This window comes from Micromonospora polyrhachis, assembly GCF_014203835.1.
Classification (GTDB): domain Bacteria; phylum Actinomycetota; class Actinomycetes; order Mycobacteriales; family Micromonosporaceae; genus Micromonospora_H; species Micromonospora_H polyrhachis.
This window is the reverse complement of record NZ_JACHJW010000001.1, coordinates 4,112,049-4,127,134: the sequence shown is the minus strand read 5'-3', so window position 1 is coordinate 4,127,134 and position 15,086 is coordinate 4,112,049. Positions and strand designations below refer to the sequence as shown.

Here is a 15,086-nt window from a genome sequence, read left to right as displayed (position 1 = left end):
CGGGGCGCTGCCGGCTGAGGTCGCACCGACCTCAGCCGGCCGGGACCGGCGGGTGGCTCAGGCCCGAGCGCCCAGGGCCGCATCGACGGCCCGGGTCAGCGCGGCGATCACCAACGCCACCGACGGACGGACCGTCGACTCCTCCATGCTGACGCTACCGGCGAAGCCCGCGCCACCGGCGATCTCGTCCAGCCGCCGATGCGCGTCGACGGCGGTCGGGCCGGTCACGCCCAGGCTCGGTTCCATCCGGGCTGCGGCGACCAGCGTGGCCAGTGCGGCCGTACGCTCGTCCGGGATCCGGTCGGCGGTGAGCGCGTCCGTCAGCCGACGCCGGATGTCGGCCTCCACCGACGCGTCGGCCGCCGGGTAACGGTGCACCGGGATGGACCCGAGCGCCGTCTCGCCCACGTCCCGCACGACTCCCCGCTGACACAGGTCGGCGAGGAGCCGGTCGCGCAAGCCGTGCCGCAGTCGCTGTACCCAGGCGGTCGGGGTGTTCAACGGCTCGGTGGCCAGCCGGGCGAGTACCTCGTCGGGAACCGGCTGGCCGGTCGGTGCCGGGTCGACCACCACGATCGACCCGTCGGAGTACGCGATCCGGCCGGCGAGCGCCAACTCGACCAGGACCGCGGCGGCCATGGCGAGGTCGAGTCCGATCCGGGATCCGGTCGCCTTACCGGACTCGTCGTCGTAGGCGAGCAGCAGCAGCTCTTCGGCGAGCGCAACACCAGTCATGGCCCGAGACGGTATCCGTTGCGCGCCAGTCGCGCATGTATCCGGGCCGTAAGGTGGTCCGGATGCAGGCGATCATCGCGACGCTGGGTTACGTCCTCTCCCCGGACCGGCGCCGAGTGCTGATGCTGCGCCGGGACAAGCGCCCCGACGACCTGCACTTCGGCTACTACAACGGGCTGGGCGGAAAGCTGGACCCGGGCGAGGACGTGGTGGCCGGCATGCGCCGGGAGATCCGGGAGGAGTCCGGGCTGGACTGCCTACGCCTGGAACTCGCCGGCACGATCTCCTGGCCGGGGTTCGGCCGGGGCGGCGAGAACTGGTTCGGTTTCCTGTTCCGGATACCGGAGTGGTCCGGCCAGCCACAGGACAACTGTCCAGAAGGCACCCTGGTCTGGACCGAGCTGTCCGACATCCTCGCCGGGGCAGTGCCGATGTGGGAGAGCGACCGGCACTTCCTGCCGCTGGTCTTCGCCGACCGCCCCCGGGTCTTCCACGGCGTCCAGCCGTACGCCAACGGAAAAGCCCTGACCTGGAGCTACACCGAGTTGTGAGGCTCCGGGCCAGAGAACCGGGCAGGCCGCCCGGCCATAACTGAGGCAGGCTACCCGTCAGCACCGGGGCATGCCGCATGTCAGAACTGAGGCAGGCTGCCGGTCAAAAGGTGCCTATCAGAATCGGGGCATGCCGCCGAACTGGCGGTCACCGGCGTCGCCGAGCCCCGGCACGATGAACTTGTGCTCGTTGAGCCCCTCGTCGATCGAGGCGGTCACCAGACGCAGCGGCAGTCCCGAGCGCTCCAGTCGCTCGACCCCGGCCGGCGCGGCCAACGCGCAGACCACGGTGATGTCCGTGCAGCCCCGGTCGGCCAGAATCCGGCAGCAGTGCTCCAGCGAGCCACCGGTGGCCAGCATCGGGTCGAGCACCAGCACCGGGCGACCGCTGAGGTCACGTGGCAGCGACTCCATGTATGCGCGCGGCTCGTACGTCGCCTCGTCACGGGCCAGCCCGACGAACCCCATGGACGACTCGGGCAGCAGGGCGAGCGCCGAGTCGGCCATGCCGAGGCCGGCCCGCAACACCGGCACCAGCAGTGGCGGGTTGGCCAGCCGGGTGCCGTCGGTCAGCGACACCGGGGTCTGCACCGGGTAGCGCTCGGCCGGGAAGGCGCGTGCCGCCTCGTACACCAGCATGGTGGTGAGTTCGTGCAGTGCGGCGCGGAACGATGCCGAGTCGGTACGGGCATCGCGCATCGCGGTCAGTCGCGACTGGGCAAGGGGATGGTCAACCACGAGTACGTCCACGAACGTCCAACCTACGTCGGTGACCAAGATCACGTCGCGTCGGGGTGCGTAAACTCCCTGTCATGACGGCGACAACGACGTCGGACCGGGCCGACCTGTCCGACCTGGGGCGTTCCGAGGCAACGCTGCGTGCCTTCCTGCACGGCCTACCCGGTGTGGACCAGGTCGGGGCGGAGCAGCGGGCGGCCATGCTCGGCACCCGATCGATCAAGACCACCGCCAAGGCGTGGGCGATCGACCTGGCGATCCGGATGGTCGACCTGACCACGCTGGAAGGCGCGGACACCCCCGGCAAGGTACGGGCGCTGAGCGCGAAGGCGCGGCGACCCGACCCGGCCGACCCGACCTGCCCGGCGGTGGCCGCGGTCTGCGTCTACCCGGCCATGGTCCCGGTCGCCGCCGAGGCGCTACGTGGATCTGGCGTTCATCTGGCCAGCGTGGCGACCGCCTTCCCGTCCGGGCAGGCACCGCTGGCCGTGAAGCTCGCCGACACCGAGGCGGCCGTCGCCGCCGGCGCGGACGAGATCGACATGGTGATCAACCGGGGCGCCTTCCTCTCCGGCCGCTACCGCGAGGTCTACGACGAGATCGTCGCGGTCAAGGCGGCTTGCGGTGACGCCCACCTCAAGGTCATCCTGGAGACCGGCGAGCTGGCCACCTACGACAACGTCCGACGGGCCTCCTGGCTGGCGATGATGGCCGGCGGCGACTTCATCAAGACCTCGACCGGCAAGGTGCCCGTGGCCGCCACCCTGCCGGTCACGCTGGTGATGCTGGAGGCGGTACGCGACTTCCGGGCCGCCACCGGTCGCCAGGTCGGGGTGAAGCCGGCCGGCGGGATCCGGACCACCAAGGACGCGATCAAATACCTGGTCATGGTCAACGAGACGGTCGGGGCGGACTGGTTGCACCCGGACTGGTTCCGGTTCGGCGCCTCCACCCTCCTCAACGACCTGCTGATGCAGCGCACCAAGCTGACCAGCGGCAGCTACCCCGGCCCCGACTACTTCACCCTGGACTGAGCTGACGATGCCCGAGAACACCCCTGGCGCGTTCGAGTACGCGCCCGCACCCGAGTCCCGATCGGTGGTCGACCTCAAACCGTCGTACGGACTCTTCGTCGACGGTGAGTTCGTCGAGTCCAGCGACGGCGGAGTGATCAAATCCGTCAACCCGGCGTCCGAGGAGGTGCTGGCCGAGGTCGCCGAGGCCGGGCCGCAGGACGTCGACCGGGCGGTACGCGCCGCCCGCCGGGCGTACGAGCAGGTCTGGGGTCCGATGCCGGGCCGGGACCGAGCCAAGTACCTCTACCGGATCGCCCGGATCATCCAGGAGCGCGGCCGGGAGCTGGCGGTGCTGGAGTCGCTGGACAACGGCAAGCCGATCCGCGAGTCGCGGGACGTGGACATTCCGCTGGTCGCGGCCCACTTCTTCTACTACGCCGGCTGGGCGGACAAGCTGCCGCACGCCGGGTTCGGCGGGACGCCGACCAGTGGACGCAGCGGCGGGACGCCGACCAGTGGACGCAGCGGCTCCGACCCGAAGCCACTGGGGGTCGCCGGGCAGGTAATCCCGTGGAACTTCCCGCTGCTGATGCTGGCCTGGAAGATCGCCCCGGCGCTGGCCGCCGGCAACACGGTGGTGCTCAAGCCGGCCGAGACCACCCCGCTGACCGCCCTGCTCTTCGCCGAGATCTGCCAGCAGGCCGACCTGCCGCCCGGCGTGGTCAACATCGTCACGGGTGCGGGCGCGACCGGGCAGGCCCTGGTCTCGCACGACGGGATCGACAAGGTCGCCTTCACCGGCTCCACCGAGGTCGGTCGGGCCATCGCCCGATCCGTGGCCGGCACCCGCAAAAAGCTCACCCTGGAGTTGGGCGGCAAGGCCGCCAACATCGTCTTCGACGACGCGCCGATCGACCAGGCGGTCGAGGGCATCGTCAACGGGATCTTCTTCAACCAGGGGCACGTCTGCTGCGCCGGCTCCCGACTGCTGGTGCAGGAGTCGGTCTACGAGCCGGTGCTGGAGTCGCTCAAGCGGCGGATGGCCCGGCTGCGGGTCGGCGACCCGCTGGACAAGAACACCGACATCGGCGCGATCAACTCGGCCGCGCAGCTGGACCGGATCCGTACCCTGTCCGAGATCGGGTCGGCCGAGGGTGCCGAGCGCTGGTCGCCCCCGTGCGACCTGCCCGAGCAGGGCTTCTGGTTCGCCCCGACGATCTTCACCGGGGTCACCCAGGCGCACCGGATCGCCCGCGAGGAGATCTTCGGGCCGGTGCTGTCCGTGCTGACCTTCCGCACCCCGGCCGAGGCCGTCGAAAAGGCCAACAACACGCCGTACGGCCTGTCGGCCGGGATCTGGACCGAGAAGGGTTCCCGGATCCTGTGGATGGCCGACCGGCTGCGGGCCGGGGTGGTGTGGGCGAACACGTTCAACAAGTTCGACCCGACCTCGCCGTTCGGTGGTTTCAAGGAGTCGGGCTACGGCCGTGAGGGCGGTCGGCACGGGCTGGAGGCGTACCTCGATGTCTGAACGGCTGGCGGTACGGAAGACGTACAAGCTCTTCATCGGCGGGAAGTTCCCGCGCAGCGAGTCAGGGCGGTCGTATCTCGTGCAGGAGACCAACGTGGCGCTGGCCTCGCGTAAGGACGCCCGGGACGCGGTGCTGGCCGCCCGCGCGGCGGTCAAGGGCTGGTCCGGCGCGACGGCGTACAACCGGGGGCAGATCCTCTACCGGATCGCCGAGATGCTGGAGGGCCGGCGGGACCAGTTCGTCGGGCTCGGCCTGACCGTCGCCGAGGTGGACGAGGCGATCGACCGCTGGGTCTGGTACGCCGGCTGGGCCGACAAGATCGCCCAGGTGTACGGCGGCGCGAACCCGGTCGCCGGCCCGTACTTCAACCTGTCGGCCCCGGAACCGACCGGCGTGGTCGGTGTCGTCGCCCCGGCCGACTCGGCGCTGCTCGGCCTGGTCAGCGTGATCGCCCCGGCGATCGTCACCGGCAACACGGTGGTGGTGCTCGCCGCCGAGGACGCGCCCCTGGCCGCGATCACCCTGGCCGAGGTGCTGGCCACCTCGGACCTGCCGGGCGGGGTGGTCAACATCCTCACCGGCCGGATCACCGAGACGGCGCCCACGCTGGCCAGCCACCTGGACGTGAACGCCATCGACCTGACCGGGGTGACCGACCCGACCCTGGCCGTGGAGCTGGAGCAGGCCGCCGCCGGCAACCTCAAGCGGGTCCTCCGCCCGGCCGCGACACCGGTCGACTGGACCGCCGATCCCGGCCTGACCCGGATCACCGCGTTCCTGGAGACCAAGACCGTCTGGCACCCCAAGGGCGTCTGATCCGCGACCACAAGGCGTTTGCGGGTCGAACCTGTGACAGGCCAGCGACGCCCGGTCGGTGATGCTCACCTCCGACCGGGTGTCGGCCGATGTCGGAAGACCTGACGCGGATCCGGTGTCCCGATCTGGGCTTGACGCGGGTCCCGCCCGAGCCAGCCGGACGGCCCGGGATGGCGGCTGGTCGAGTCTCAGGGACTGGCCTGGCCCGGCCGGTCTGCCAGGCCCACGAGGCTCAGGGACGGGCCTGGCCGCTCTGCCAGGCCCACGCGGCGATCTCGACCCGGTTGCGGACCCCCAGCTTGTGCTGGATGCTCGCGACGTGGGTCTTGGCGGTGCCCGGCGTGATGGACAACTCGGCGGCGATCTCCGCGTTGGTACGACCCCTCGCGACGAGGGTCGCGACCTCGGCCTCGCGACCGGTGAGACGCCCGTCGTCGGCGCGCGGACGGGGCGCGGCGAAGTGGCGCAGCAGCCGAGTGGTGATCGACGGGCTGATGAGCGCGTCGCCCGCCGCAGCCGCGCGGACGCCCTCCACCAGGAGCGCGGGACCGGCGCGCTTCAGCAGGAAGCCACAGGCGCCGTTGTGCAGGGCGGTGTGCACGTACTCGTCGAGATCGAACGTGGTGACGACGATCACCCGGAGCGGGTCGGGCACGTCGGGGCCGGCCAGCAGCCGGGTGACCTCCAGGCCGTTCATGCGAGGCATCCGGATGTCCACGAGGACGACGTCGGGACGTAGCCGCCGAGCCAGTTCGACGGCTGTGACGCCGTCGGCCGCCTCCCCGAGCACCTGCATGTCGGGCTGGGCATCCAGGATGATGCGGTAACCGCCACGGATGTCGTCCTGGTCGTCGGCGATGACGATCCGGGTGGTCATGACGACGATCGTAGCGGGATCTTGGCGGTGACCCGCCAGCCGCGGTCACCTGTGGGGCTGGCGCCGAAGAGGCCGCCGAGAGCTTCGACGCGCTCGGCGATCCCGGGCAACCCGAGGCCGCCACGGTGCCGTTCGCGCAGCAGGCTCGTCCGACCCGTACGGCCGTCGTCCGTGACGGTGACGCGCAGGTCGGGACCGGTCGCGGTAACAGCGATGTCGACGGTGGTCGCGTCCGGGGCGTGCCGTCGGACGTTCGTCAGGGCCTCGACGACCAGCCGATACGCCGTCGCCGAGACCTCGGGAGGCGGAGTACCCGCCTCCATCGTCAGCCGAACCCGGGCCGCGCCCGACTCGCGGAAGCGGTCCACCAGTGCGGGCAGTTCGTCCAGGCAGTACGGCCCGTCCCGGGGACCGTCGTCGTGGAGCATGTGGACGGTGCGGTCCAGCGAGGCCATCGCGCGCATCCCGGCCGCCTCGATCCGCCTGAGTGCCGCCTCGGCGTCACCGCCGATCTGGGCGGCCTGCGCCTGGACGATCATCGCGCTGACTTCGTGCGCAACGAAGTCGTGCAGGTCGCGCGCCAGGTCGAGACGCTGTGCGCGGCGCGCCTCGGCCACCGACCGGGACCGCCGCGCGTCCAGGAACCGCAGGTAAAGCCCGGTACCGACGGCGGCCGTCGCACCGAATCCGCAGAGCAGGCAGCCGACCAGCGCGCCCCATGCGCTGGCGGACGGGACGACGTGCAGGGTCAGCCGCAGCGGAAGCGCGGTCACCGCAACGGCCGTCATCACGCCCGCGATCGCGGCGGGCCGGGTCCCCGCCCGCCGTACCACCAGGTGGAGGAGCACCGTCGCGGCTACGGTCTCCACCAGCCACCAGCCGGCGGTCCGGTTGTCGGCCGGCCCCCGGTAGACCAGGGTCGCCACCAGCGAGCCGGCCGCCGCCACGCCCACGACCGCGCCCGGCCGAGCAGCCGGAAAGGCGAGCAGCAGGACCAGGGCGGCACCGGTCAGCCAGGCCGAACCGGTGACCACCGGTCCCACTCCCGGCATGCCGGCGACGGCGGCCAGCGCGAGCACGGCGATCACCGCCCCGGCCACGAGGATGCGCGGGTGGCTCTGCCGTTCGGCAGAGCCACCCGCCGGGAAGATCTGCGGGACGGCAGATGCCCGGACAGGGTCGCCGCGCCGAAGCTTGTCCCCATGACCGAACACAGACGAATCGTACGAGCCGGGCTGGCCACGGCCACGGTGGCTTGTTTCGCGGCGGGTGGTCTCGCAGTCGAGGGCGCCTGGGTGGGCACACCATCGGCAGCGTCTTCCCGGGCGCTGCTGCGTGCCGACACCGATCGTGATGGCCGGCTCTCACCCGCCGACGACGCCCGGCGCGGGGCGTGGACGGTCAACCGTGGGGCGATCATGCTGCCGAACCTGGACGACGACGCCGCTCGCTGCCCTACCACCGGCAAGAACGGCGAGCGGCTCACCGATGCGGCGTTGGCGGCGTGCAACGACGCCACGGACGCGGTGGTGAACGGCGCGGCCGACGAAGCCGATCTGGCACCGCTGGAGATTCCGGCGATGGTGGGCGTGTCCGGTTCCGCGCGAGCCACGCTGCGGCCCGACGGCCCGTCGCGGGACCAGGTGCGGATCTTCATCCAGCGCGGTGGACGCCTCACGGCACTCGACGCGGACAGTGGGATCCGCCCGGACGAGCTGCGCCGCGGGGTGCGGCTCGCCGTCGAGGCGCGCGACGTCGTCCGCGACCCGGACGTCTGGTCCGGTTTCAGCGACCTCACGCTGACGGTCACCGACCGCGGCCGGACCCGGACCGACACCGTCCGGCTGCGGGTGGCACCGGTTCTCTTCCAACACGACCTGCTGCCCCTGCACCGCGCGGTCGTGGCGAACCCCAAGGCACCCGTGACGCTTGAGGACGGAACCGCGCCAGACAAGCCCGTCAAGGGTCAGGAGGCGTACCGGCGCGACCTGCGACGCGCCCTGGACGCCGAAGGGCTGCGCGAACCGTTCATCGAGTCTCCGGCCGGAGGCGACCAGTGGATGGGCGACATGTTCAAGGCCGGCTACGCGTCCATGCCGGGGCCGGACGGCAGGGAGCACCACATCGTGGTCAACCTCAGGTCCCCGGCCGTGACCCCCGACTTCCCGGCCCGCGACCGCCCGCTACGAGACGCGTCCCGACCGGTGTTCACCATGATGCGCGGACCGGGTGTCGCGGGTCTTCAGCAGTTCGACGCCACGGCGGTCGACCGCCCCGACGACAACCTGTACTACGGATCGGCCAGTTCGAGCGGCAACTTCGGGACGATCCCGCCGTACGGCAAGTACCGCACCGGGCGGATCGTGTACGGCGGCGAGGGCAAGTTCGCGCCTGACGCGACGTTCATCCGGATGCTGGAGGCTCAGGGCTACCAGGACCCGATCGCCGTCGACACGAGCTGGCTCGGCGTTGGCCACCTCGACGAGTTCCTCCACTTCGTGCCCAGGCGCGGAGGCAAGGGCTGGTCCATGGTCATCGCGGATCCGCACTTGGGCATGGACCTGCTGAAGAAGGTCGCCGGCAGCGGTGGCGGCGGGCAACTGCTGGTGGGGGGCATCGCCCCGGCCAACACGCAGTTCCCCCACCTCACGGTCGCCCAGGCCCTGGCCAAGCCGGAGCTGGTGAACGGCACCCGCATCGCGGCGGCGGGTGTCAACCGGGCGCTGCGGCAGTTGCGCGAGCAGGCCGGCATCACCGAACAGGACATCATCCGCGTTCCGGCGCTGTTCGCCAAGATCGATCTTCCCGACGACTACCCGCGCAAGGACCTGACCGTCACGTACCTGCCGGACGCCGCCAACGGCATCAGCACGGGCACCGGCGGATACCTGGCTCCGGCCCAGCACGGGCCGCGGCAGGGCGGGTACGACGTGTTCCAGCGGGCCACCGAGGAGGCGTTGGGCCGGGCCGGCGTACGCGTCCACTGGATCGAGGACTGGGACTACTCGCACTACGTCGGTACGGCCGGCGGCGACATCCACTGCGTCACCAACGTCCAGCGCGATCTGAGCGGCACCACGCCCTGGTGGCGTCCCGCTCGATGAATCCACCGGGTTGGCCGGCGGTGTGCGACGTACCGTCGCCGCTGCCGGCCACCTCGGTCGCCCGCAACGGTGTCCGATCACCGCGAGTGGCGGGAACCGGATGTCGTGCGGGTGAACGGCGACCGAGGGGAGGACTACTACAAGCGGTAGGCTTGGCGGTGTGACGCGACTGGGTGACCTCGAACGTGCGGTGATGGACGTCCTCTGGGACCGGACCGCCGGCACGACAACGGGCGTCACGGTACGCGAGGTGGCCGACGCGCTGTCGGGCCGCGAGCTGGCCTACACCACTGTGATGACCGTGCTGGACCGGCTGGCCGGCAAGGGCATGGTCGAACGCGAGCGCGACGGCCGGGCCTGGAGCTACCGACCGGCCGCCACCCGCGAGGCACACATCGCCAAGCTGATGCTCGACGCGCTCGACCTGGCCGGCAGCCGGGACGCCGCGCTGGTGCGCTTCGCCCGCTCGGTCACCGGCAACGAGGCCGAGGTGCTCCGCGCGGCCCTCGCCGACGAGGCAGCGGACCGGCAGGGCTGATGCGACCATGGTGTACGCCGCACACTTCGCCGGCGCCGCCCTGGCGTGCTACCTCCTCGTCCAGATACTGACCCGCTCCACCTGGAGCTGGCGCAGCCCTCGCGTCGCCATCGTGTCCTGGCAGGCGCTCGGGCTCGCACTCGGGCTCTGCGCGATCGGCGTACCACTGTCGCTCGGTCTGATCGCCTACGACCTGCCCACCGGCAGCGCCCTGGTCCGCCTCGGCCGCGACCTCTTCGGCGGCGAACTGCCCCCGGGGCTGGGCGTCCTACAGCTCAGTCTGGTCGGGGTCGGCTTCGGGGTGGCCACGGTGCTGCTCGGCACGACGGCCCGCAGCCTCTTCACCGCGCTGCGCGCCCAGCGCCGCCACCGCGACCTGCTCACCCTGGTCGCCCGGGACGACCCGGCGGCCCCCGGCGCGCTGGTGCTCGATCATCCGAGCGCCGCCGCCTACTGCCTGCCCGGGGTACGGCCCCGCGTGGTGGTCAGCGCCGGCACCCTGAGCCTGCTCGACCGGGCCCAACTCGCGGCGGTACTCAGTCACGAGCGGGCCCACGCCGACGAGCGACACGATCTGGTGCTGCTCCCGTTCACGGCGCTGTGCAGCGCCCTGCCGTGGGCGCGGTGGGTGCACCGGGCCCACGACATGGTCGCCCTGCTGGTCGAGATGCGCGCCGACGACAAGGCCCGCCGCCTGCATGCCGACGGCCCGCTGGCCGCCGCCCTGCTGCGGTTCGCCACCGCCGGGTCGCGAATCACTCCGGCGGGCACACTCGGCATTGCCAAGGCACGGATCAGCCCCGCCGGCACCCTCGACACCGCCGGGTCGCGGATCGCCCCTTCCGGCACGCTCGGCATCGCCGACCGTGACATCGATGCCCGGGTCCACCGGCTGCTCGTCACCCGCCGGCCACCCCGGGTACGCGGCGCGATGGCGCTCGCGGCGGCCATCGCGACCCTCACTCTGCCCATCTCGCTCTTCCTGAACTGAGCTGATCCCCTTGCCATGCCATGGTCCCGGCTCGCGACTTCAATTACTACGCTCTGTAGTAGAAATAAGTAGGAAAACTACATGTAGGGTCGCTACGAAAAGGACGCCTACTGCTTAAGGGGGGCCATGGATCCGCTCCTTCTCGCCCGCCTCCAGTTCGCCACGACGACCTCGATCCACTTCCTGTTCGTGATCGTCACGCTCGGACTCGTCGCGCTGCTGGTCTACCTACAGACCGCCTGGTTCATCACCCGCAACCCCGAGTACGAGCGACTCACCCGCTTCTGGGGCACCCTCTACGTGATCAACTACGTGCTCGGCATCGCCACCGGGATCGTGATGGAGTTCCAGTTCGGACTGAACTGGAGCGGCCTGTCCCGCTACGTCGGCAACGTCTTCGGAGCACCACTGGCCATGGAGACCCTGGTGGCGTTCTTCCTGGAATCCACCTTCCTCGGCATGTGGATCTTCGGCTGGCACCGGCTGCGGCGGGGCGTACACCTGGCGCTGCTATGGGGCGTGGCCCTCACCGCGTACGCCTCGGCGTTCTGGATCATGGTCGCCAACTCCTTCCTCCAGAACCCGGTCGGCTACGAAGTACGCGACGGCATCGCCCACCTGACCGACTTCTCCGCCCTGCTCACCAACCCCACCCTCGGCATGGCCCTCGGTCACGTCGTCTCCGCCGCGCTGCTGACCGGCGGAATGCTGATGGCCGGGGTAAGTTCCTGGCACCTGATCCGGCGCACCCCCGACTACGCCCTGTTCCGCCGTTCACTGCGGATCGGCCTGGTCACCGCAACGACCGCCAGCGTCTTCGTGCTGGGCTTCGGCTTCGCCCAGTTCCCCGCGATCAGCCCGGTGCAGCCCACCAAGTACGGCAACAGCGCCGCCAAGGACGCCATCGTCGCCGACTGGGTCGCCCGGTTCGGTCCCGGCGACTACACCCCGCCGGTCCTGGCCAACGTGGGGCTCGGCTTCATGATCCTCATCGGCTTCGCCCTCGCCTGGGGCGTCCTGCTCCTGCCCCTGCTCTACCGGGACTGGATCATCCGGTTGCGGTTCCCGCTCTACCTGATGCTGCTGGCCGTACCGCTGCCGTTCGTCGCGGCGATCCTCGGCTGGCTGGCCCGGGAGGTCGGCCGCCAACCCTGGGCCGCGTACGGGCTACTCAAGGTCGAAGACGCGGTCAGCCCGGTCAGCGGTGGCGTGCTGCTCACCTCGTTCATCGGCTTCACCCTGCTGCTCGGCACCCTGGCCGTCACCAACTGGGTGCTGATGGCCCGGAACGCCCGCCGAGGTGCCCACGACCTCGCCCTGGGTCGACCGCCCGGCGATCTGGACGATCACCCCGAGGCCCCGATCGGCCAACCCGCGGTCCAACCCGTCCTCGCCAGATAAGGAGACGAGACGACCATGGAACTCGCCTGGTACATCCTGCTCGGCCTCTTCTTCGCCATCTACCTCGTCCTCGGCGGCTACGACTACGGCGTCGGCCTACTGCTCGCCGGCGCCAAACACCCGAACCAGCGCCGGGCCATCCTCACCGCCGTCGGCCCGTTCTTCCTCGGCAACGAGGTCTGGCTCGTCGCCGCCGTCGGCATCCTCTTCGGGGCCTTTCCGATGCTGGAGGGGGAACTCCTCACCGGGCTCTATCCCGCCGTGGTGACAGCCGTCACCGGAGTGATCCTGGTCACTGCCGCCGTACAGCTACGCAGCCGGCCGGTCGGCAACCGGGGCCGTACGGTCTGGGACCGCATCGCAGTAATCGGCTGCGCCCTGACCGCGCTCGGCTGGGGAGCCGTCCTCGCCGGGCTCCTCCAGGGAGTGCCGCTGCACGCGGACGGTCACGTCGAGGGGGTGACGCACATCATCACCCCGTTCGTCGCCGCCTGCGGCCTGGCCCTGATCGCGCTGGTAGCCGTACACGGGGCGGTCTTCCTCGCACTGCGGCTACCCGACAGGCCGGCACAGCGATACGCCCAACTGGGCCGCAAACTGGTGCCGGTCGCACTCGCCACGCTCGCCCTGGCCACCGTCGCCGGCCTGCTCTCCGACCGGGTACGGCACACCGTGCAAGAGCCGGCGGTCGCCGTACTCCTGCCGGCGCTGCTGATCGGGGCGCTGCTGGTCGCCCACAGCGCGCTCGCCCGACGGCGGCCCGGCATCGCCTTCACGGCCACCACGGTGGCCCTGGCCGCCCCGGTGCTGCTGGTCGGCGCGGCCCTCTGGCCCTACGCGCTGGTCTCGACCATCGATCCGGCGGCGAGCCTCCCGGTGACCGCTGCCGCCGCCAGCGAGCCGACCCTACGGCTACTGACCTGGCTGCTGTTACCGCTGCTTCCGGCCCTACTAGGCTTTCAACTGATGTGCTGGTGGGTGTTCCGCGGGCGGATCGACGGCAGGACACCGGTGTACTGGTGAACCGCCGCCCCTTCGACCCACGTCTGCTGCGCCGGGTCCCCGCGACCCGGCGCCATCTCGCTGTGCTCGCGCTCCTCGGGATCCTGGCCGCCGCGCTGGTCATCGCCCAGGCCACCAGTTTGGCCGTGGTGTTGACCGCCGCCGCCGACGGGCGGCTGGACCGGGTCGCGCTCACCGCGTTCGTCGCCACCGTCGCCGGTCGGGCCCTCCTGGTCTGGGCGCAGGGCACCGTGGCCGGGCGGATGGCGGCGACAGTCAAGGCAGCACTCCGCACCGACCTACTCGACGCCGTCGGTCAGCGCGGGCCGGGTTGGCTCGCCGGGCAGCAGGCCGGGCGACTGGCCACCCTGGCCGGACGTGGTCTGGACGCGCTCGACGCGTACTTCACCGGCTACCTGCCCCAACTCGTGCTCAGCGTCACCGTGCCGGCGGCCGTGCTCGCCCGGCTGGTCTTCGCCGACTGGAGCTCCGCTCTCATCGTCGTGCTGACCCTGCCACTGATCCCGATCTTCGGGGCACTGCTCGGCTGGCAGGCCCAGGCCGCCACCGAGCGACAGTGGCGACGCCTCTCCATGCTCGGCGGGCACTTCCTGGACATGGTCGCTGGGCTGCCCACCCTGCGCGCGTTCGGCCGGGCCCGGTCCCAGGTCGAGGTGGTCCGCCGGATGGCCGACGGCCACCGGGCCGCGACCATGAAGACCCTGCGTATCGCGTTCCTCTCCGGGCTGGTGCTCGAACTGGTCGCCACCCTGTCGGTGGCGCTGGTCGCGGTGCCGGTCGGTCTACGCCTACTCGGCGGCGGGCTGGCCCTACAGACCGCCCTACTGGTGTTGCTGCTCACCCCCGAGGCCTACCTTCCGCTGCGCGCCGCCGGCAGCCGGTTCCACGCCAGCATGGAGGGGCTGACGGCACTGGACGACGTGTTCTCCGTGTTGGGAAGGGCCCCTTCCAAGGCAGAAAACGATAGGAAGAGCCCTCTCCTCACATCCGGGGCGGGGGAGATCCGGTTCGAGTCGGTCACCGTCGAATACGAGCGGGGCGCCGCGCTCCGGGACGTATCGCTGACCATCCGGCCGGGCGAGCGAATCGCCATCATCGGGCCCAGCGGCGCTGGCAAAAGCACTCTGCTCGGCCTGCTGCTCGGCTTCGTCACCCCGACCAGCGGGCGGGTCGTCGTCGACGATGTCGATCTCGCCACGGTCGACCTCGACGGCTGGCGACGTCAGATCGCCTGGGTGCCACAGCGGGCCCATCTCTTCGCCGCCTCGGTGGCCGACAACATCCGGCTCGGCGCGCCCGACACGCCACCGGAGCGGCTGGCCGAAGCGATCCAGGCCGCCGCACTCGACGACGTGATCGCCCAGTTGCCGGAGGGTCTCGACACCCTGCTCGGCGAGCGGGGGCACGGCCTGTCCAGTGGACAACGGCAGCGGGTCGCGCTGGCCCGCGCCTTCCTGCGCGACGCACCGATCGTGCTGCTCGACGAGCCCACCGCCCGACTCGACGGGGCGTCGGAGGCAGCCGTACTGGACGCCACTCGGCGGCTCGTGGCTGGTCGTACCGCCCTGTTGGTCGCCCACCGGCCGGCCCTGCTGGACGAGGCGGACCGGATCCTGCGGATCGAGGACGGACGGCTGACCGAGCTCACCCCGACCCGTACGGCTGGCGGGGCCACCAATACGCCCAGTGAGGTGGGGGCATGAGCGAGCGCAGCGAGGTGGGGGCATGAGCGAGCGCAGCGAGCGAATCAGCCAGCCCAGCAAC

General features: G+C 71.2%; 14 protein-coding genes. 10 read left to right on the top strand and 4 right to left on the bottom strand.

The features are described 5' to 3' along the window. Nucleotides 1-57 precede the first annotated feature (57 nt). On the bottom strand, nt 58-735 hold the full coding sequence (locus FHR38_RS18135; protein ID WP_184535776.1) for a GOLPH3/VPS74 family protein: 678 nt from the start codon (nt 733-735) through the stop codon (nt 58-60). A gap of 62 nt (nt 736-797) precedes the next feature. Here FHR38_RS18135 and FHR38_RS18130 point away from each other — a divergent pair, with 62 nt between their 5' ends. Then, a complete protein-coding gene (locus FHR38_RS18130; RefSeq protein WP_184535775.1) occupies nt 798-1,286 on the top strand; it encodes an NUDIX hydrolase in 489 nt (162 codons plus the stop codon). Nucleotides 1,287-1,403: 117 nt separating this feature from the next. Here the strand turns inward: FHR38_RS18130 and upp are convergent, their stop codons facing one another. Further along, nucleotides 1,404-2,036 (bottom strand): uracil phosphoribosyltransferase, encoded by a 633-nt coding sequence (gene upp / locus FHR38_RS18125; RefSeq protein WP_184535774.1) that lies wholly within the window; start codon nt 2,034-2,036, stop codon nt 1,404-1,406. A 62-nt stretch (nt 2,037-2,098) separates the two neighbouring features. On the opposite strand from upp, the gene deoC reads away from it, so the two are divergent. The 3 genes from deoC to FHR38_RS18110 are packed head-to-tail and all read left to right on the top strand — an operon-like array spanning nt 2,099 to nt 5,388. Beyond that, nucleotides 2,099-3,058 (top strand): deoxyribose-phosphate aldolase, encoded by a 960-nt coding sequence (deoC, locus tag FHR38_RS18120; protein WP_184535773.1) that lies wholly within the window; start codon nt 2,099-2,101, stop codon nt 3,056-3,058. Between the two features lie 7 nt (nt 3,059-3,065). Further along, complete coding sequence (locus FHR38_RS18115) at nt 3,066-4,571, top strand: aldehyde dehydrogenase family protein (protein WP_184535772.1); 1,506 nt, start codon at nt 3,066-3,068, stop codon at nt 4,569-4,571. After that, the gene (locus FHR38_RS18110) at nt 4,564-5,388 is read left to right on the top strand and encodes an aldehyde dehydrogenase family protein (RefSeq protein WP_184535771.1); all 825 of its coding nucleotides are present in this window, start codon (nt 4,564-4,566) and stop codon (nt 5,386-5,388) included. Before FHR38_RS18115 ends, FHR38_RS18110 begins: the two co-directional genes overlap by 8 nt. Before the next feature lie 232 nt (nt 5,389-5,620). On the opposite strand, the gene FHR38_RS18105 is transcribed toward FHR38_RS18110, so the two are convergent. Next, nucleotides 5,621-6,265 carry a response regulator gene (locus tag FHR38_RS18105; protein ID WP_184535770.1) on the bottom strand — a complete coding sequence of 215 codons (645 nt, stop codon included), beginning with the start codon at nt 6,263-6,265 and terminating at the stop codon, nt 5,621-5,623. Then, nucleotides 6,262-7,479 carry a sensor histidine kinase gene (locus FHR38_RS32325; RefSeq protein WP_184535769.1) on the bottom strand — a complete coding sequence of 406 codons (1,218 nt, stop codon included), beginning with the start codon at nt 7,477-7,479 and terminating at the stop codon, nt 6,262-6,264. The genes FHR38_RS18105 and FHR38_RS32325 overlap by 4 nt, the downstream gene beginning before the upstream one ends. Here FHR38_RS32325 and FHR38_RS18095 point away from each other — a divergent pair. The 6 genes from FHR38_RS18095 to cydD all read left to right on the top strand — a co-directional run bounded on the left by FHR38_RS18095 (nt 7,468) and on the right by cydD (nt 15,025). Beyond that, the gene (locus FHR38_RS18095) at nt 7,468-9,369 is read left to right on the top strand and encodes a protein-arginine deiminase family protein (RefSeq protein ID WP_184535768.1); all 1,902 of its coding nucleotides are present in this window, start codon (nt 7,468-7,470) and stop codon (nt 9,367-9,369) included. The genes FHR38_RS32325 and FHR38_RS18095 overlap by 12 nt on opposite strands. A 160-nt stretch (nt 9,370-9,529) precedes the next feature. After that, nucleotides 9,530-9,907: a BlaI/MecI/CopY family transcriptional regulator gene (locus FHR38_RS18090; protein ID WP_184535767.1), complete on the top strand. Its 378-nt coding sequence runs from the start codon at nt 9,530-9,532 to the stop codon at nt 9,905-9,907. A gap of 7 nt (nt 9,908-9,914) precedes the next feature. Then, nucleotides 9,915-10,898 carry a M56 family metallopeptidase gene (locus FHR38_RS18085; protein ID WP_184535766.1) on the top strand — a complete coding sequence of 328 codons (984 nt, stop codon included), beginning with the start codon at nt 9,915-9,917 and terminating at the stop codon, nt 10,896-10,898. Nucleotides 10,899-11,024: 126 nt separating this feature from the next. After that, entirely contained in the window at nt 11,025-12,299 is a 1,275-nt protein-coding gene (locus FHR38_RS18080) for a cytochrome ubiquinol oxidase subunit I (protein ID WP_184535765.1), read from the top strand. Nucleotides 12,300-12,314: 15 nt separating this feature from the next. Next, complete coding sequence (locus tag FHR38_RS18075; protein WP_184535764.1) at nt 12,315-13,322, top strand: cytochrome d ubiquinol oxidase subunit II; 1,008 nt, start codon at nt 12,315-12,317, stop codon at nt 13,320-13,322. After that, nucleotides 13,319-15,025, top strand: a complete 1,707-nt coding sequence (gene cydD, locus FHR38_RS18070) for a thiol reductant ABC exporter subunit CydD (protein ID WP_184535763.1) — start codon at nt 13,319-13,321, stop codon at nt 15,023-15,025. The genes FHR38_RS18075 and cydD overlap by 4 nt, the downstream gene beginning before the upstream one ends. Nucleotides 15,026-15,086 lie beyond the last annotated feature (61 nt).